Below are 18,152 nucleotides of genomic sequence, written 5' to 3' on the forward strand. Positions count from 1 at the left end.
TCATGAATGTTGTTGTATTCAAGCTTCGCCGCATGCTCATGCTTCTCATCTGTATTGGCCTAATGTATCCGCTTCAAGCTGCCAGACCGAATCTTAGTTCAGCCGAAGCAAGCCCGGTTACGGATTTGAAGTCGCTTGTAGAGGGGGACTCGGATGAGCTTACACAATCCATGGAACCTAGACAAGCAGAAATGCGGCAGGAATGGAAGAACAAGGAGATCATTGCTGGACAAGAGCAGGTTCAGATCACAGCGGAACGTCTGATCAATCATGACTCAGAGTCAAGTGTCCAAGCAGAGAGTTATAAGGGAAAGGAGAATGTACTGGTCTGGAATAGCAACATGGATTCTTCTTGGATTGAGTTTCAAACTGATATACCGGATGAAGGCTTGTATGAACTACATATCACGTATCATGTTATTTCAGATACATCCGAGAACGCACGAATCTCTTATCAGCCGATTGTGCTTTCGATGACCATTGACGGGACCTATCCATTTATGGAAGCCAGAGCTCTACCATTATTCCGATATTTTGCTGATGAAAAGCAGGTGCGTAAAGACGATCAAGGAGATGAGGTTAGGCCAAAACCGAAGCCGATCGAAGAGTGGCAGACGCAAGCTTTGCGTGATTCCGATGGGCGTTATACTGAACCGCTGTTATGGCATTTTAGCAAAGGAACTCACACGATCCGGCTCATAAGTCCGGAATCCCTAGCTATTGAGTCAATAGCACTTGTACCTCCAGTACAAACCGAGGCTTACGAGCCCCCGGTGCAACAAGAGAATACTTCTACAGAAACGATCGTTATTCAGGCGGAACAATTTGACAAGAAAAATGATGTAGCAATTCCACTTGTCTCCGAACAAGACCCGGCAATGACGCCTAAAGCTAATAATCATATTGTCTATAATTCGGTTGGCGGAGAAAGGTGGTCTTCGGGCAATCAGGCATTGACTTGGACCTTTGATGTACCAGAAAGCGGGATCTATAAGCTTGCTATGCGGACTTATCAGGGTTTTACTTCCAACAAGGCCGTATTTCGAACCATTTATATTGACGGTAAGGTACCTTTTAACGAACTCCTTGCTTACCGGTTTCCTTATGCATCCAAGTGGAAGGGCAGTGTCATCTCTAGCGAAGAAGGTGAGCCATACCGCTTTTATTTAGAAAAGGGCAGCCATACGATCCGGATGGAAGCAACCTATGCTCCGTTTTCCCCTTCCATAGAACGACTGCTTAATGTGCTGAGTGTACTGCGTGAGGTTGACTATGATGTGAAGGCCATGACGGGCAGTAAGATTGATCGCAATCGTACTTGGAATGCAGAGAAAGATTATCCCGACATTATTGAGCGTCTTGAAATCATTCAAAATGAGCTTACTGAGATAGCTAACGAAATTACAAAAATCAATGGCAAGCGAGATACTTATGTTCAAACGATTCAATCTGCAGTTCAAGATCTGAGGAGCATTAGCAAGAATCGAGACGAAATCCCTTATCATTACGAAGATATTACGAACCTGCTTGGAAAGCTTGGAAATATTCAGTCAGGGCTTAGTGCTTCTCCACTGCAACTCGATCAAATGTATTGGGTTCCAGATGAGTCTTCTTTTCCGAAGATGGAAGCCGGCTGGTGGTCAAAGACCAAAAATAGATTTGACGAATTTAGCTATTCATTTGTGAAAGAAAATCAGTTAAATGATATGGATGAAAATGTGCTGAATGTGTGGGTTGCAAGGGGCAGAGATTATGTCAATTTGCTACAGCAATATGCGGATGAATATTACACGCCCGAGAATGGTGTGAAAGTAAAAGTGAACTTGCTGAATGACCCGAATATGCTTGTTCTCGCAAACGCTGCTAATATCGTACCCGATATTGCTTTGGGTTTGACAGAAGATAAGCCAATTGACTTTGCGATCCGTAATGCGGCTGTGGATTTATCCCAATTTCATGATTATGAAGAGACAGCAGGCGCTTTCGCTCCCGGTGCGCTTCTTCCCTATTATTACGATAAAGGGATCTACGGTTTGCCGGAGACCCAATCTTTTAAAGTGCTTTTTTATCGCAAGGATATTTTGGAGCGACTGAATCTTACCGTTCCGAATACATGGGATGATGTGATTAGTATGCTGCCTACTCTTCAGCAAGATAATATGGATTTTTATTTCCCGGCGAATGATTTTTCTACCTTTATATATCAAAATGGTGCGGATTTCTTTACGAAAGATGGAATGAAGAGCGGTCTTGACAGTCCAGAAGCCTTTCAGGGCTTTAAGGATTGGACTAATCTTTATACGATCTACAGCATCGAGAAAAGCGTACCTAGTTTTTATCAACATTTTAGAGACGGTTCTATGCCAGTTGGGGTAGCTGACTACAACATGTATGTCACGATGAGTGTTGCTGCTCCTGAGCTTACCGGAAGGTGGGGAATCGCTCCGCTTCCAGGTAAACAAAGTGCAGATGGTACTGTGGAAAGATGGGCACAGGGAGGCGAACAGGCGGCTGTTATTTTTAAGAAATCAGATAAACAGCAGGAAGCCTGGGAGTTTATGAAGTGGTGGCTATCTGCAGATATCCAAGAGAAATACGGCTCCGATCTGGAGGCGCTAAACGGCGTTCAATTCCGCTGGAATACTTCTAATGTTGAGGCTTTTGCTAGACTGCCTTGGTCGAAGGAGGAACTGAAAGTCATTCTAGAACAGTGGAAGTGGTATAAGGGAGTACCTCAAGTACCTGGATCTTATTTTGTGACGCGGGAACTGAATAATGCCTGGTATCGTACTGTTCTGGATGGGATGAATTATCGTTCTTCGCTGGAGCAGGCTGTCATGGAAATCAACAGAGAGCTGCTTCGGAAGCAGCAGGAGTTCGGGCTCGTTGATAAAGAAGGACATCTGCTGAAGACCTTGGATCTGCCGCAAATCGACGAACCATGGGAAGGAGTGGATGGAATTGCCGAAAAATGAGCTGGTGGTGAATCCACAAAACATCCAGCGGCATGTCAAAGGAAACTCGAGGTTGCAGGAACTTCTCAAGACGATCTATAAACACCGGATTTCGTACCTATATATCGCGCCGTTTACCTTCTGTTTTCTGGCGTTTATATTCATTCCGATTGTGATGGCATTTGGTCTTAGTTTTACCTACTACAATGCCATCGAACCTCCACGCTTCATCGGGTGGAAGAACTTTCAATATCTATTATCTCAAGATTTGATTTTTCTTCAGCATTCGCTGCCGAATACGTTCAAGTTTGCTCTTTTCGTAGGGCCAGGCGGATATATTCTTTCTTTTTTACTCGCTTGGCTTATTGCCCAACTTCCAAACAAGGCGCGAACATGGTATGCACTTGCTTTCTATACACCTTCACTTACAGGAACCATCGCGATGGGCATAGTATGGCTTCCGTTACTAGCAGGTGACCGAATCGGTTACTTAAACAGTTTCCTAATGAAGTTTGGATTTATAGATTCTCCTATTTTATGGGTGCAAGACAAAGCCTATCTAATGGGGTCGATGATCGGTGTAACCTTATGGTCAAGTATGGGGATTGGTTTTCTCGCTATGTTAGCCGGTGTTCTCAATGTTAATCAGGAGTTATATGAAGCAGGGCGTCTTGACGGAATCAAGAGTCGGCTTCAGGAAATCTGGTATATCACCATACCATCAATGAAACCTCAGATGTTGTTTGGTGCGGTAATGGCTATTGTAGGAACACTAAAATCCGGAGAAATTGGTACGACTTTATCTGGTTCATTCCCGACACCTGAATACTCGGCACACGTTATTATCAGCTCGATTGATGATTACAGTGGTGTGCGCTATGAACTGGGCTACGCCTCAGCCATCTCAGTATTTCTACTTCTCATCATGTTCGCGGCTAATCGGTTTAGCATCAAGCTGTTCGGAACAAAGGAGGATGAATAATGCTGCTGTTCCGCAAAGCCTCAAAGTTGAAAGCGATGGACCCCTTTCAAAAGATGCTGCTTGTCGTGATGACAGCCGGTGGAATCTTTATGTTGCTGCCTATCTTTTATATTTTTAATCATGCGTTAAAGCCTTATCATGAGTTATTTCTCTATCCACCTACGATTTTTGTTAAACAGCCTACACTACAGAATTTACAGGAACTGCTTAATATCACGAAGAATTCGATTGTTCCGATCAGTCGATATTTATTCAACAGTGTTGTGGTATCAGCCGCTACCGTTGTTCTTGTAACCATCATTAGCGCACTGTGTGCCTATCCAATTTCAAAACATCAGTTTCCAGGGCATAAGCTGTTTTTCGGCACCATTCTATTGTCCTTAATGTTTGCTCCTGAAACTGTAGCAATTCCAAGGTATCTCGTTGCCGTTAATCTTGGACTTAATAATCAATACTTCGGGCACATTTTACCGCATTTGGCCGCTCCAGTTGGGGTTTTTCTACTCAAGCAATTTATTGATCAGATTCCTAAGGAACTTTTCGAAGCAGCCAAGGTGGATGGTGCAAATGAGCATGTATTATTTGCCCGAATTGTATTACCTATGGTGGGTCCTGCGATTGCAACGGTGGCGATCATCACTTTTCAGGGAGTGTGGGGGGACACCCAGACTTCAACCCTGTTTATGCAGGACGAAGCAATGAAGACGTTCCCATTTTTTCTAAATACACTCACAAGTAATTTGGCTAATAATGTGGCGCGTCAAGGGGCGGCTGCTGTAGCAGCATTGATCTTGTTTTTGCCCAATTTTTTATTTTTTCTTTTCTTTCAACGGAAAGTCATTCAAACAATGGCCCATTCCGGGATCAAGTAATTACAGCGCCTAAAATAGGAGGGGTCAGATATGAATAGAAAAGCCGGATTCCTGCTTTTTCTTTCGCTCATTATCCTTGCGGCGGCACCGGCAAAAGTAATGGCTGATGTGAAATATCCCACCTATACCCTGAACAGTTACTCGGATCTGGTATATATGCAGCCGGTTTATTATCCGGACAGTGTCTATGGGAATGATCTGACCATTCAGGACCCAGACCACCCGGACAAGACATTGCCCTCGAAACTGCAGGGGCCAAAGGATATTTTCATTGACAAAAAGGATGATATCTATATTGCGGATACAGGCAACAACCGTATTATCCAGTTGAATTCTCGTGGAGAGTTGGCTCGTTATATTACCATTCCGGACAGTCCGCTAAATAATCCAGAAGGTGTATTCGTTACGGATACTGGAGATATTTATGTTGCAGATACAGGGAATCAGCGAGTTATAAAACTAGATGCGAATGGACAGTTAGTAAAGGAATACGGACGTCCTGAGTCAAGGTATATTCCAGAGTCACTCAAGTATGATCCGGTGAAGCTGATCGTGGATAAACGAGGATTTTTGTATATTGCTACAAACGGTGGGTATCAAGGACTTCTACAACTAGATCCTGACGGTGAATTTCAATCTTTTTACGGGGCTAATGATGCAAGATTTACTGTAATGGATGGTATTAAGAGAGCCTTGTACAGCAAAGAGATGTATGCTAACGAAATTAGCAAACTTCCTGGATCGATCAATAGCGTCACTACCGATGAGGAAGGATTCATCTATACCGTTAGTGGTGGAGATATTGAGAAGAATCAATTGCGGAAGCTGAATACACGGGGCGATAACCTGCTTACCGCGGAGAGTGAATTTGGAAAAACATCGGATGGATCTTACGGAGAGTACCTGATTTCGGAAGTGAAGAAGGCTGAACAGAAAGTACAGCTTATCGACACGGCTGTGGATCGTAGTGGCAACATGGCAGTGATTGATCAACAGTTTAAATATATCAGTCACTATGATTCTACCGGGAACTTACTCTACTTTTGGGGAGGCCCAGCCCCTACGTCCTCAAATCAGTTGGGGCTGCTGCAAAGTCCAAGAGCACTTGATTTCAATTCTCGTGGAGAGTTGTTTGTGCTTGATGATCAAATGAACCTGATTCAAGGTTTTCGTCTTACCGAATTTGGAAGTCTGGTCAGTGCAGCAAATCAGTTAACTCTAAATGGGCGTTATGAGGAAAGTGAGAAACCATGGCGGGAGGTACTGCGACAGAATGCAGGGTTTACTCCCGCCGTGTTTGGACTAGCGAAAGCTGCTTACAAGAAAGGGCAATATGAAGAGGCCAAAGAGCTGTTTCGGCAAGCAGGTTCACAAGAGGGCTATTCAGACTCATTTTGGCAAATCCGATTAGTTTGGTTTCAGAAAAACTTCTCTAGATTGGTTATGTTGTTTTTAATTGTGACTGCTTTGTATGTGGGAGTTACGAAGTGGGCAGCGCGAGGGAAAAAGAGAAAGTCTTCTCAGCCATTACATGCGGAGAAGCGAACGTTCCTTACGGAGTTAAAGCATGCGTTTTATTTATTGCGCCATCCCATTGATGGTTTTACTGCAATCAGATATGAATCGAAGGCGAGCTACTTAGGAGCGGGAATCGTTTTAGCATGTGCCATTGTATCTTTGATTGCAAATGAATATATGACGAGTTTTGCCTTTAATAAAATCGTTGTTCGTGAGATTGATGTAATCTCTATTATGCTGCGTTTTCTGCTCATTTGGTTCGGCTGGGTACTGGCTAACTATTTAATCAGCTCCATTTACCGGGGGGAAGGACGGTTCCGAGACGTTTTTATTGGAAGCAGTTATTGTTTACTTCCTTTCATTTTGATTGGACTTCCACTAGCCATTCTATCAAATGGAATGACGATGTCGGAAGCTTCTATATATGGTTTTTTTGACAAAGGGATGCTTTTATGGATCGGGCTTCTGTTTTTTTGGCAGATTCAATCTATTCATAACTATAGCGTAGGCGAGACATCAATCAATATCTTATTATCAGCCTTTACACTAATCATGATCGCGGTCATGGTTTATGTCATCGGTGGGCTTGGCGGAGATTTACTATCGTTCATCAGGGAGATTTATCTGGAGGTGAGCCTGCGATGAGAAGATTTAGTAAAAAAGCAGTCTTGATAGGAATTACAGCGATAATTGCGTTTATTCTCATCGTAGCTGTAGGCATGAATATAAAGTTCGAGCTACGCTTAGCCGAATCTCCTGAAGCAGCCAAGGTATCAACTGCACAAAGCGATGGCAAGGAAGCAAGGCTGCCTGAATCAGCTACATTTAAACCTGTTGCTGAGACGGAGATTATTCAGCTGAGTGTCGATCAAGCCACCGGACATTTTATCGCGAAGGATAAACGAAACGGCCATGAGTATACATCATTTCCGGATCCTGAGCAGTGGAAGAAAGCAGGGATTAAAGGGCTTTGGAAGCAACATACGGCTTCACCTATCATGTTTCAGACCTTAAATTTTAATGACAGTAAAGCTCAGCCAAAAGAATCGGATTTACTGAAGGACGATGGCGCTGTCAAAGACTTTGAAGAAATAGAGAACGGGTACAGATTAACGTATGATCTTCCAAACGCCGGACTGGAAATTCCAATACAGGTAACGATTAAAGACGATTATATCGAGACAACAGTGCTTCGTGAAGGGATTAAAGAAAGTATAAACGGGCTCATCTGGATAAGGCTGTTTCCTTTTTTTGAAGCCGTAGAGTCGGCAGGGCAAGATGGGTATATGTTCGTTCCTGATGGTGGCGGGGCATTGATTACATTTAAAGAGCAGGCCTCGTCCACGATCCAAACATCAATTTATCAGGCCAGCGTATACGGCCATGATAAAGCCTTCCGGCTAAATGAGAGTAATTTGGAAACTAGAAGTCGCATTGTGATGCCAGTGTACGGTATGAAGTCCGGGAGCACCGGATTTATTGCAGTACTTCAGGAAGGCGAAGAATATGCGGATATCGTGGCTGCACCTGCTGGCGTATATACCAGCTTCAATTGGGTAACTTCTCAGATGAACTACCGGTCCATGTTCTACCAGACAACTAATCGCAAACAAAATCAAGGGTACACCGCTTATAACGAGAAGGAACTATTCGGAAGCGATCGAATAACACGTTACTATCTGCTTCCAGAGGATGAAGCGAATTATTCAGGAATGGCAGGGCGTTATCGGGATTATCTAATGGAGGATAAAGGAATGCAGCGAATGGAGTCTGCACCATTCATTCCGCTTTATCTTACCTTTCTTGGCGGTGACCAGGAGAAAGGAATCCTGACTGACCGCTACATTAAAGCAACGACAACGAATCAAGCCGAAAAAATGCTGCGCCAGCTATCTGATCAAGGAGTTAAACGTATGGAAGTCACCTATGTGGGCTGGCAAAAAAACGGAGTCAGTGCTTACGGTAAAGGACTCCCCGTGGATAATAGGATCGGCGGGAATCGCGGTATGGAACGCTTTGTTGAGCTGGCACATGAGTTAGGTGCTTCGGTGTATTTGGATACCGAGTATGGCTTAAATAATACCGGCGCAGGAGGATTTAAACGTAATTTTGACGGAATTGTTAATCTAGCGGGACGAAAGCTGAGCCAACTTTTCGGAAAAAGTGAGGAAGCGCCCCTTGTCAGCAACCGATTTGTAGAGGCCCAAATGAGAGGGAAGTGGGATGATTACGAAGCTTTAGACATAGATGGGATAAGTGTCAACACCATCGGGCGGGATTTGTTTAGTGATTACAATACCAAACATAAGGCAACTCGTAGTGAAGCGAAAATCCTGCAACAGTCTATTTTAAAAGAAGCTAAGGATCAGCTTGAACATGTGCAAGGGAATGGGTCAGGTTTTTATTCTCTGCCTTATCTGAATCGAATTCAGGATCTCGATGATGATTACTCTCACGATTTGTTAACAGATACTCCTATACCTTTCGCGCAAATGGCACTTCATGGTCTTATCAGTTATTCCTCTGGATACGCTAACAACCGCGAGGAGCATGAGCGGGATATGCTTAGAGACATCGAGTATGGATCGTATCCTGCATTTATTTTTACGGGCGTACCTGCGTCAGCAATGACAGATGCATATGCCTTTCGGTACTTCAGCACTCAGTTCTCGGAATGGGAATCGGAAGTGGTAAAAGAATACCAAATATTTAATGAACTATTCTCCGCGGTACAGGACCAGTTCATTGTCTCTCACCGATCTATTACGAACAGGGTGAAGGAGACGGTTTACGAAAATGGGACCCGCATTCTAGTGAATTATGGAGAAGAAGTCTATTATGACGGGGAGATATCTGTTCCTGAGCTTGGTTATACGCTCGTGAAAGGAGAGGAAGCCTCATGAAGCGACGACGAAGACTATCGGGCACAACCATTCAGTACTTAGAAGGCCTGCTGTTCATTTCTCCCTGGCTCATCGGGTTCATGATCTTTATGGCTTTTCCGCTGGGTTACTCTCTGTACATGAGTTTTCATAATGTTGAAATTTTGGCTACGGGAATTAAAACCAGCTTTGAGGGCTGGAATCACTACAAATTCATTTTGTTTACTAGCGGGGGTATTTTATACAACGATCTTATCCCGTTTCTTATTCAATCACTGATGATGCTACCTGTAATTATTGTTTTCTCGCTTATGATTGCCATTGTTTTGAACCAGCGATTTGTGGGGAGAGGATTTTTCCGTGGAGTCTTCTTCTTGCCGGTGATCTTCGCATCGGGGCAGCTGGTTCAGGAGTTTCTTAGCCAAGGCGAAGGAAAACTTAATTTTCTTGACCAATACAATATATCCGGAATTATCGCAGAGAATCTTCCAAAGACACTGGCTACACCGATTGTTGCCATTATGGATTCGTTTGTACTCGTACTCTGGTATTCGGGTGTGCAGATTTTGATTTTTCTTGCAGGACGTCAAACGATCTCAGGTTCTGTATATGAAGCTGCACGGATCGATGGAGCAAATCCTTGGGAAGTTTTTTGGAAAATCACACTGCCTGCAATGACGCCTTTTATTATGCTTAATCTCATCTATACGGTGGTGGATTTGTTTACATTTCCGACGAACCCTATTCTTACAAAGGTGAATACGTCAAATTACGGGCAATCTAGTGCGCTGGCTTGGATCTATTTCACCATCATTTTTCTTCTGCTTGGGCTGATCTTTTTCGTGTTCAAAAGGGTTACTTCATCGCGTAAAACATCTGCATAATCACAAAATATTTTGTATCCTCACAGCTTATCCTTTCACTGATTTAAAAAAACGGGAGGAAGTGTCCATCATGGAGAGAACGGACATCACGGTCAATCCAAATCATCATCCTGCCCGGCGTAAGGGGCTGCGGCTTCGTAGAATCAAACATATGATTGTGGGAAAAGAGGCCGATAAAGGTCTTCTGTATCGGCTTTTTATCTATTTCATTCTCATTACGGTGACGTATATCTACTTGAAACCTGTATTTTACATGGTCTCTTCCATGCTTAAAAATGAGGCGGATCTGATCGATCCCGCAGTCAATTGGGTTCCGCGAACGGTTTATTTCGGTATCTTACAAGATGCGTGGGACATCCTTCACTTTCCCAAAGCATTTTCTCTCAGCCTCATGGTCTCGCTCTCGGTCGCTTGTCTACAGACCTGTTCTTGCGCAGTTGCTGGGTACGCTTTTGCGAGACTGAGGATTCCTTTTAAAAAGACGTTGTTTTTTCTTCTGTTACTATCATTTATTGTTCCTCCTCAAGTAACGATTTTGCCAAATTTGATTTTTGCGGGAAAGCTGGATTTGATTCGAACCTATATCCCTATCATGCTTCCGGCTTTGTTTGGCCACGGATTTAAAGGTGCTGTGTTTGTTATCATTTATCGTCAGTTCTTTGCAAACCAGCCGAAGGAGCTGGAAGAAGCTGCGAAGATCGATGGTGCGAGTGTCTTCCGTATTTTTTACCGGGTAATGCTTCCGCTCGCTAAACCCGCAATTTTGGTCGTCTTTTTATTTTCTTTCGTATGGACATGGAATGATTTTTATCTGCCCAGTATGTATTTAACAGGATCGGAGAATGTGCCACTCTCCCTTAGTATTTCAACTGCTAATTCTACGATTCAGCAGAGACTTGCAATGGAAGGTCCTTCGATTTTTGATGAACCATTAAAAATGGCATCTTCCTTTTTATCTATTCTTCCGCCGCTCATTCTTTATATGTTTGCTCAACGCTGGTTTGTGGAAGGCGTGGAACGTACGGGACTAGTGGAATAGCTACTAAAGTTTTCATTTTTTACAGTTAACTATGAGGTGACTAGCCGAAAGGAGGTGAAGGTTTTCATACGGTTGGAGAATGACGAAGTATGGTGCGTTAGATCAATCTCGTATGATATGAACTGGAGGATGTATATGGCGAATCAGAAGAAATTGATATCTATGATGCTGGCGGTTATGGTGATGATGGCAATATTTTTCCCTTCTGTAGGTCAGGACTACAAAGCTTTCGCAAATCCAAATTACCCTTATCAGGAGATTAAGATCGTTGGCTCAAATCATGAAAACATAAATATCACAGGATTTAATGAGAATGATCCGATCAATTTTTGGCCTTCTAATGGAGAGAGTAATGAACGCTGGCGGCTAAGTACAACGGATGGTATTAACTTTAAGATCATTAATATGCGGACCGGAAAGCTACTATCAGCTTTAGCTAGCGGCATAGGTGCGGATACGGCTGCAGTTCTACGTAGTGATGAAGGTGATGAGGGGCAGCTCTGGAAATTTATCAGTGTAGAAACCGACGTTAACGGAGATGCCTTGCGCTATAAAATTGTAAGCAAAAGAGATGAATCGCTGGCATTAACGCTCGATACTTCCAATCAGAGTGTAAACCTTAAAACCTATACTGGCGAAGCGAAGCAAAAATTCAAGCTCGAAAGTGATGGTCTCATCGGCTTTGCCGGTCATGTTAATGCGGATGGGGGAGAGAAGACCGGGACAATTGGTGGTCTCCTCGGAAAAACTGTTTTCGTATCGGATCTTACTTCTTTTAAAGATGCTCTCCTGAATCCCGATCCGCTGACGATCGTCATTGCGGCAAACATCAATTCCTTAAGTGAAGTGTATGATCTGCGAATCGCTTCGAACAAAACAATTATCGGTTCTTACGGAGCGAATACACTTGTAGATCCCCGTTTACGGACGGATGATTATTTCAAAGTTCAACCGGTAAGCAACAATATCATTATTAAAAATGTGAACATTAGTGTGGAAAACCGCGAAGATGTAGTGGCCATCGCTGTATATGGATCACGCAATATCTGGATTGATCATTCCTCATTCTCTACAACGCTGCCACTGGATAAGGACGAAGTTGGGAAGTTTATTTGGGTGAATCGTTCCATTTATGCAGCTCAGGATCCTGATTTTGTCACGCTTTCGTATAACAACTTCTATCATCGCTATTGGGGTGTTGCCTTTGGAGCTGGATTTGTAGATAAGGATAGGGCAACTGCCGCATACAACAAATTTGATTCGGTCATTCACCGGACGCCGCAGCTCGGTAACGGTAAACTGCACGCCCTTAACAACTTTATGGTACGGACACATGCAGGAACGAATAATGACGGTTATTCCAGCTTGAATGTCGGTGCCGGGGGTCAAGTTTATTCTAATGCGAACCGGTTTGAAGGCTACCGAAAAGAAAGCAGCGGCTATTGGGATAATGAGGTTTCAGTAGACACAGCCGGATACTTCACGGATACAGGTTCATATACGGATAAAGCGGAGACGCCGCCATTTCCGCTTCCTTACCCGCTTCCTACACCGAGCGGAAATCCATCCCCATGGAACCCAATCACGAATTATAACTTCCAGACGCTTAAAGCATATGACGCAAACGGAATGGATGTAAAAGGTTTTGTTAATGCATACTCAGGAGCGTCTTCATTTGCTGGCGGAATAAAATACATTCATTATCCGGAACTCAGTGCTTATTTGAATTAGCAAAGTAAACTAATTTTATCGAGGGATCGGCTATGCTGGTCCCTTTTTCAGAGGGGAATCGATAATAAACATTAAAAAAGGACAAATAAAGATAAATTTAAACGATTTGAACAAGTGAACAGAGAGAATTGGTAATTTTCTTACTTTATAATGAAATCGATTCCAAATGGAGGTGTATCTATTGAATACATTCAGAAATCCGATTCTACCGGGATTTTATCCGGATCCATCGGTCTGCAGAGTTGATGAAGATTATTATATGGTCACGTCTACATTCGAGTATTTTCCTGGGGTTCCTATTTTTCATAGTAAGGATCTCGTGAATTGGAGACAGCTTGGTCATGTACTGAGCAGACCTTCGCAGCTGGAATTGGATGGATTGTTACCATCTAAAGGAATATGGGCTCCTACGATTCGTTATCACGAGGGCGCTTTCTATGTCATCACCACGATGGTGGGGAATGACAAAAGTCAGCGCAACTTTTATGTAACCGCATCTGATCCCGAAGGTGAATGGTCAGAACCCGTATGGCTTGAGGATGCACCCGGTATTGACCCGTCTTTGTTTTTTGATGAGGATGGCAGGGTCTATTACACAGGGAATAGGGTTCCTCCGGAAGGTCAGATCCATGCTAAAAATATGGACATCTGGCTTCAGGAACTGGATCTTGCGTCTGGCAAGCTGGTTGGAGAAAAGCACAGCCTGTGGCAGGGAGCACTGAAAGTAGCTCATGCGCAGGAAGGACCGCATTTGTATAAGATCGGAAGTTATTACTACCTGCTTATTGCGGAAGGTGGAACAGGAAGAACGCATGCCGTAACCATTGCACGCAGTGAGTCTGTGACAGGTCCATATGAGGGGTGCAGATCCAATCCCATTCTGACGCACCGGCATCTAGGAAGAGACGCCGAAATCGTTAACGTTGGACATGCGGAACTCATCGAAACGCAAAATGGAGAATGGTGGATGGTATGTCTAGCTTCACGCCCTTACGGCGGAAACTACCGCAACTTAGGAAGAGAGACATTTCTTGTTCCTGTCCGCTGGGAAAGCGGCTGGCCAGTAGTGGCACCGGGAATCGGTAAGATTGAGCTAGTCATGAATCGTCCGAATCTTTCTGAACATAAATGGCCGTCCCTTCCGGCATGCGATCATTTTGATACGTTAGAGCTCGAAAATTGTTGGAATTTTATCCGTACACCGCGGGAAGAATTTTGGAGTTTAAAAGAACGTCCGGGGTATTTACGGCTTCGTTTGAAGCCAGAGTCGATTACAAAACCTGAAAATCCATCCTTTGTAGGACGCAGGCAGCAACATATCAGCTTTGCCTCAAGTACAGTGATGGAGTTTAACCCGCGTTCAGAACAGGAGTCTGCAGGGCTCGTGCTACTGCAAAATAATGATTATCAGTTCCGCTTTGTATACGGGATTCGGGAAGGTAATAAGGAAATTCGCCTTGTTCGCAGATGCGGCGGGGAAGAGACGACCTTAGCCGCTCACGATCTCGATGCTTCCAAGCTGTATTTGAAAGTTGAAGCGTACCAGCAGGATTACAGCTTTTTCTACCGGGAACAAGAAGGTCCATGGGTTACGCTTTGCGAGAATGTTCTTGGTACGATACTCAGCACAGATATGGCAGGTGGTTTTACGGGAGCTTATATAGGTATGTATGCAAGCAGTGAAGGTCAGATCAGTGACAATACAGCGGATTTTGACTGGTTTGAATATATTGCCCTGACGGAGTAACAAACAAGGACTCACGATTGAAATCGAGCGAAAAAAGGAGCGGAAGAACTTATGGAAAAAATAGTACCTGAAGCATGGTCAAATGTGAACCAAAATATTGAACTGCCATCTATACCGAATCGGACTTTTGTGATTACAGATTTTGGAGCTGCAGGTGATGGTGTGACAGACAATACGGAAGCATTTCGTTTAACGATTGAAGCATGTCATCAGGCCGGCGGTGGAAAAGTGGTTATTCCTCCAGGGGTATGGAGTACAGGACCTATCGTACTGAAGAGCAGAATAAACCTGCATGCTGAGGCAGGAGCACTAATTAGCTTTAGTCAGTGTAGAGATGACTACCCGCTTATTTATTCAACGTTTGAGGGACTGGCGACTTATCGATGTCAATCACCACTGGACGGGGAAGGACTAGAAGATATAGCGATTACCGGACAAGGAATATTTGATGGCGGCGGAGAGGTTTGGCGTCCTGTCAAAAAGATGAAGCTGAATGCACGGGAATGGGAACAGCTCATCAGTAACGGAGGAGTTGTAGACAGTGAAGAGGAGGTTTGGTGGCCTTCCGTCAGTGCAATGAACGGCAGAACGCTGGTAGATCGGCTGGACCAGGAAGGATGTAAAGATAAGCAGCCATATGAGGCTGCCAGAGACTACTTGCGTCCGGCGCTCCTAAGTCTGCGGAAATGTAATCGTATCCTGCTCGAAGCAGCTACGTTCCAGAATTCGGCAGCCTGGTGTCTTCATCCATGGGCTTCCAAGCATCTAACGATTCGCTCCATTACGGTTCGTAATCCTTGGTATGCTCAGAATGGAGATGGACTGGATCTTGATTCCTGTTCTTTGGCTTTGGTCGAGAATTGTATGTTTGATGTAGGTGATGATGCGATTTGTTTTAAGTCCGGTAAAGATAAACCTGGCAGAGACTTGGGAATTCCTTGCGAGGATATCATTGTTCGAGGCTGTGTTGTCTATCATGGTCATGGAGGCGTTGTAATTGGTAGTGAAATGTCCGGCGGTGTCCGCCGCGTTCATATCACAGACTGTACATTTATCGGTACGGATATAGGAATTCGATTTAAAAGCGCACGTGGTAGAGGAGGCATTGTCGAGGATATCATTATCCAGAATATTCGGATGAGAGAGATCGCCGGAGATGCCATATCTATGAATATGTTCTACAACGGAAATGAAGGCTCCGGCATCTGGGCAGATGATAAATATCCTATATCAGATGAAACGCCAATTTTCCGAAATATTCGAATGGAGGGCATTGTTTGTCTCGGGGCCGAGTCGGCTGTTTATGCGGGAGGTCTTTATGAAATGCCGCTTTCAAATATTGAAATATCGAGTTCAATATTTCAATGCCGCAGAGGAATAAAGCTGGCCCACGCGCAGCATTTTCAGATCAGTGATGTACAATTGTATACCGATCATGGGCCTTTGATTGAACTTCATCAATGCCGTTCTGTATCAGCAGCGGGAGTGAAGGGAGAGAGTCGTGAGGAAGGAGAACGCCAAATTGCTGTTTTTGGAGCCCAAAGTGCGGATATTACCGTTCGGCGTTCCGTTGCTGAATCCATGCAGATTATAACGGGGCAAGGTGTATTAAAAGAAGAAATCAAAAGGCTCTCATACTAAACTTTCTACTTGCAATGTTGTTTTCGGTAACGTAGAGGAGAGGTACCCGTCAGTTTCTTGAAAGTCTTATTAAAATGATTGATATGTTCAAATCCCGTTTGCTCCGCAATCGACTGTACTTTATCACGTGTTTCAGCAAGTCTTTTCTGAGCTTCTCGGATGCGAACGACTTGTAAATATTCTTTAAAATGAAATCCTGTTAACTTGGAAAAGATTCGGCTTAGATAAGAAGGACTGATATAAAACTGCCGTGCGAGCTGCTCGAGTGTCAACGGCTGTGCATAATGTTCATTGATATAGTTTGCAATTTCGGATACCTTGGCGTGCATGGGATTTCTGTCTTCGATCATGACTTTTTTAGTCTGGTCACTATGAAGATGGCGATCGAGGTGAATCAGCAGCTCCGCAAGTAATGAACGAACATAAGCTACATAGTGAAGGGGCTGCTCCCTGCATTCCTTTAGCATTTGGCGCAGAAGGTGTTCAATGAAAGGTTGTTCCTTCAAGGTAAATCTTAAGAGAAGGGATTCACGAAAGGGAAGCTCCACCCCAGTACGAGGATTACCTTCCGTAAAGAATTGATGAGAGAAACTGACAAGTACACGCTCGAATTCCGGGACATCCGAACTTGCTGTGGAATGAAAATCATCTGGATTGACGACCATCATATCACCCTTTCGGGCAGTATAGACGGAACCATTCATAAAATATACTCTTTCCCCATCTAGTAAATAGTAGAGCTCATAATAAGGATGGCTATGAGGTCGCTTCATCGCGGAGATTCCACTTTTTTTCATCAACTGAATCGAAAAGGCGTGCTCGCCGATCATATGTTTTGGTTCAATACGATCACTCATAAGTTTATCCCTCCCTAGGAGAATAAGTAGAAGAATGATAAATAATACGCGCATTAATTGGTAAATTAGAACAATTGTACACAATAATGTAAACGTTCGCAATAGAGAAAAGAGGTTGATAAATTCATGGATAATAAGCAGATCATCGTTGTTTCCCAGCAAGGAACAGGAGACTTTGTGACGGTACAGGAGGCTGTGGATTCGGTGGGGATTGAACCTGTGGTGATTCAAGTCGAGCCAGGAATCTATAAAGAAAAAATTGTTATCCATAAAGATTTGCCGCCTATCACTTTTCTAGGAAAAGATCAGAAAAACACCATTCTTACTTACGATGATAATGCACATACCCTAGGGGATGACGGAAGTCCACTCGGTACTTTTCGAAGTGCGAGTCTGTTTATTTATGCGCCTGACTTCATGATGGAGAATATGACGATTGTAAACAGTTCTGGTCCAGGAACGGGTCAGGCGGTTGCCGCATTTGTCGATGCGGATCGGGCTTTGTTCAGGAAGGTACGGTTTTTGGGGGATCAAGATACTCTGTACACAGGTCCGGGAAGACAATATTATGACCATTGTTATATTGAGGGAGACGTCGATTTTATTTTTGGGCCAGCAACAGCAGTATTTGATCATTGTCATATTCACTGTAAACGAAAAGGCGGATACATTACAGCTGCATCCACACCGGAGAATGAGGAACACGGATACATCTTTCTTGATTGCGTGGTTACAGGAGGGGATGGGGTGGAGAATGTGTATCTGGGAAGACCATGGAGACCTTATGCGAAGGCCACCTGGGTCCGAACAAAAATGGATGCTTCCGTTCATCCTTCAGGTTGGCATAATTGGGGTGATCTGGAGAAGGAAAAAACATCTAGATATTCAGAATTTGGATCGTATGGACCTGGCGCGAATGACATGGAGCGGGTGACCTGGGCACAGCTCATGAGCAAGGAAGAAGCAAGCGAACTCACACCTGATTTTGTCTTGGGGGGCCTAGATCAGTGGCAGCCGGCAAAGCGTTCCGCACGGGTGTAGGAGG

The 18,152-nt window shown here is 44.0% G+C and carries 12 protein-coding genes; 11 read left to right on the forward strand and 1 reads right to left on the reverse strand.

Going from position 1 to position 18,152, the window contains the following annotated elements; all coding sequences use genetic code 11:
- The first annotated feature begins 2 nt into the window (after positions 1–2).
- The 10 genes from H9647_RS02925 to H9647_RS02970 all read left to right on the forward strand — a co-directional run bounded on the left by H9647_RS02925 (position 3) and on the right by H9647_RS02970 (position 16,250).
- Entirely contained in the window at positions 3–2,975 is a 2,973-nt protein-coding gene (locus tag H9647_RS02925; protein WP_191798003.1) for an extracellular solute-binding protein, read from the forward strand.
- Positions 2,956–3,936 carry a carbohydrate ABC transporter permease gene (locus tag H9647_RS02930; RefSeq protein ID WP_225229011.1) on the forward strand — a complete coding sequence of 327 codons (981 nt, stop codon included), beginning with the start codon at positions 2,956–2,958 and terminating at the stop codon, positions 3,934–3,936. Before H9647_RS02925 ends, H9647_RS02930 begins: the two co-directional genes overlap by 20 nt.
- Entirely contained in the window at positions 3,936–4,808 is an 873-nt protein-coding gene (locus H9647_RS02935) for a carbohydrate ABC transporter permease (protein WP_191798005.1), read from the forward strand. Before H9647_RS02930 ends, H9647_RS02935 begins: the two co-directional genes overlap by 1 nt.
- 30 nt (positions 4,809–4,838) lie before the next feature.
- On the forward strand, positions 4,839–6,971 hold the full coding sequence (locus H9647_RS02940; RefSeq protein ID WP_191798007.1) for a YIP1 family protein: 2,133 nt from the start codon (positions 4,839–4,841) through the stop codon (positions 6,969–6,971).
- Positions 6,968–9,229 carry a DUF5696 domain-containing protein gene (locus H9647_RS02945; RefSeq protein ID WP_191798009.1) on the forward strand — a complete coding sequence of 754 codons (2,262 nt, stop codon included), beginning with the start codon at positions 6,968–6,970 and terminating at the stop codon, positions 9,227–9,229. Before H9647_RS02940 ends, H9647_RS02945 begins: the two co-directional genes overlap by 4 nt.
- Positions 9,226–10,092, forward strand: coding sequence for a carbohydrate ABC transporter permease (locus H9647_RS02950; RefSeq protein ID WP_191798011.1), 867 nt, complete (start codon positions 9,226–9,228; stop codon positions 10,090–10,092). Before H9647_RS02945 ends, H9647_RS02950 begins: the two co-directional genes overlap by 4 nt.
- Before the next feature lie 70 nt (positions 10,093–10,162).
- Entirely contained in the window at positions 10,163–11,131 is a 969-nt protein-coding gene (locus H9647_RS02955; protein ID WP_191798013.1) for a carbohydrate ABC transporter permease, read from the forward strand.
- A gap of 135 nt (positions 11,132–11,266) precedes the next feature.
- The gene (locus H9647_RS02960) at positions 11,267–12,862 is read left to right on the forward strand and encodes a pectate lyase family protein (RefSeq protein ID WP_225229012.1); all 1,596 of its coding nucleotides are present in this window, start codon (positions 11,267–11,269) and stop codon (positions 12,860–12,862) included.
- A 181-nt stretch (positions 12,863–13,043) separates the two neighbouring features.
- The gene (locus H9647_RS02965) at positions 13,044–14,609 is read left to right on the forward strand and encodes a glycoside hydrolase family 43 protein (protein ID WP_191798015.1); all 1,566 of its coding nucleotides are present in this window, start codon (positions 13,044–13,046) and stop codon (positions 14,607–14,609) included.
- 51 nt (positions 14,610–14,660) lie between these two features.
- A complete protein-coding gene (locus tag H9647_RS02970) occupies positions 14,661–16,250 on the forward strand; it encodes a glycoside hydrolase family 28 protein (RefSeq protein ID WP_191798017.1) in 1,590 nt (529 codons plus the stop codon).
- A 5-nt stretch (positions 16,251–16,255) separates the two neighbouring features.
- On the opposite strand, the gene H9647_RS02975 is transcribed toward H9647_RS02970, so the two are convergent.
- Positions 16,256–17,107, reverse strand: a complete 852-nt coding sequence (locus H9647_RS02975; protein ID WP_191798018.1) for a helix-turn-helix transcriptional regulator — start codon at positions 17,105–17,107, stop codon at positions 16,256–16,258.
- Positions 17,108–17,233: 126 nt separating this feature from the next.
- Here H9647_RS02975 and H9647_RS02980 point away from each other — a divergent pair, with 126 nt between their 5' ends.
- A complete protein-coding gene (locus H9647_RS02980) occupies positions 17,234–18,148 on the forward strand; it encodes a pectinesterase family protein (protein WP_191798019.1) in 915 nt (304 codons plus the stop codon).
- Positions 18,149–18,152 lie beyond the last annotated feature (4 nt).

It is taken from the genome of Paenibacillus gallinarum (assembly GCF_014836635.1).
Lineage (GTDB): Bacteria > Bacillota > Bacilli > Paenibacillales > Paenibacillaceae > Paenibacillus > Paenibacillus gallinarum.

Excerpts from the sequence above, each read along its gene's own strand:
- H9647_RS02925 (WP_191798003.1), top strand. The coding sequence starts at position 3 with ATGAATGTTGTTGTATTCAAGCTTCGCCGCATGCTCATGCTTCTCATC.
- H9647_RS02930 (WP_225229011.1), top strand. The coding sequence starts at position 2,956 with ATGGAATTGCCGAAAAATGAGCTGGTGGTGAATCCACAAAACATCCAG.
- H9647_RS02935 (WP_191798005.1), top strand. The coding sequence starts at position 3,936 with ATGCTGCTGTTCCGCAAAGCCTCAAAGTTGAAAGCGATGGACCCCTTT.
- H9647_RS02940 (WP_191798007.1), top strand. The coding sequence starts at position 4,839 with ATGAATAGAAAAGCCGGATTCCTGCTTTTTCTTTCGCTCATTATCCTT.
- H9647_RS02945 (WP_191798009.1), top strand. The coding sequence starts at position 6,968 with ATGAGAAGATTTAGTAAAAAAGCAGTCTTGATAGGAATTACAGCGATA.
- H9647_RS02950 (WP_191798011.1), top strand. The coding sequence starts at position 9,226 with ATGAAGCGACGACGAAGACTATCGGGCACAACCATTCAGTACTTAGAA.
- H9647_RS02955 (WP_191798013.1), top strand. The coding sequence starts at position 10,163 with ATGGAGAGAACGGACATCACGGTCAATCCAAATCATCATCCTGCCCGG.
- H9647_RS02960 (WP_225229012.1), top strand. The coding sequence starts at position 11,267 with ATGGCGAATCAGAAGAAATTGATATCTATGATGCTGGCGGTTATGGTG.
- H9647_RS02970 (WP_191798017.1), top strand. The coding sequence starts at position 14,661 with ATGGAAAAAATAGTACCTGAAGCATGGTCAAATGTGAACCAAAATATT.
- H9647_RS02975 (WP_191798018.1), bottom strand. The coding sequence starts at position 17,107 with ATGAGTGATCGTATTGAACCAAAACATATGATCGGCGAGCACGCCTTT.
- H9647_RS02980 (WP_191798019.1), top strand. The coding sequence starts at position 17,234 with ATGGATAATAAGCAGATCATCGTTGTTTCCCAGCAAGGAACAGGAGAC.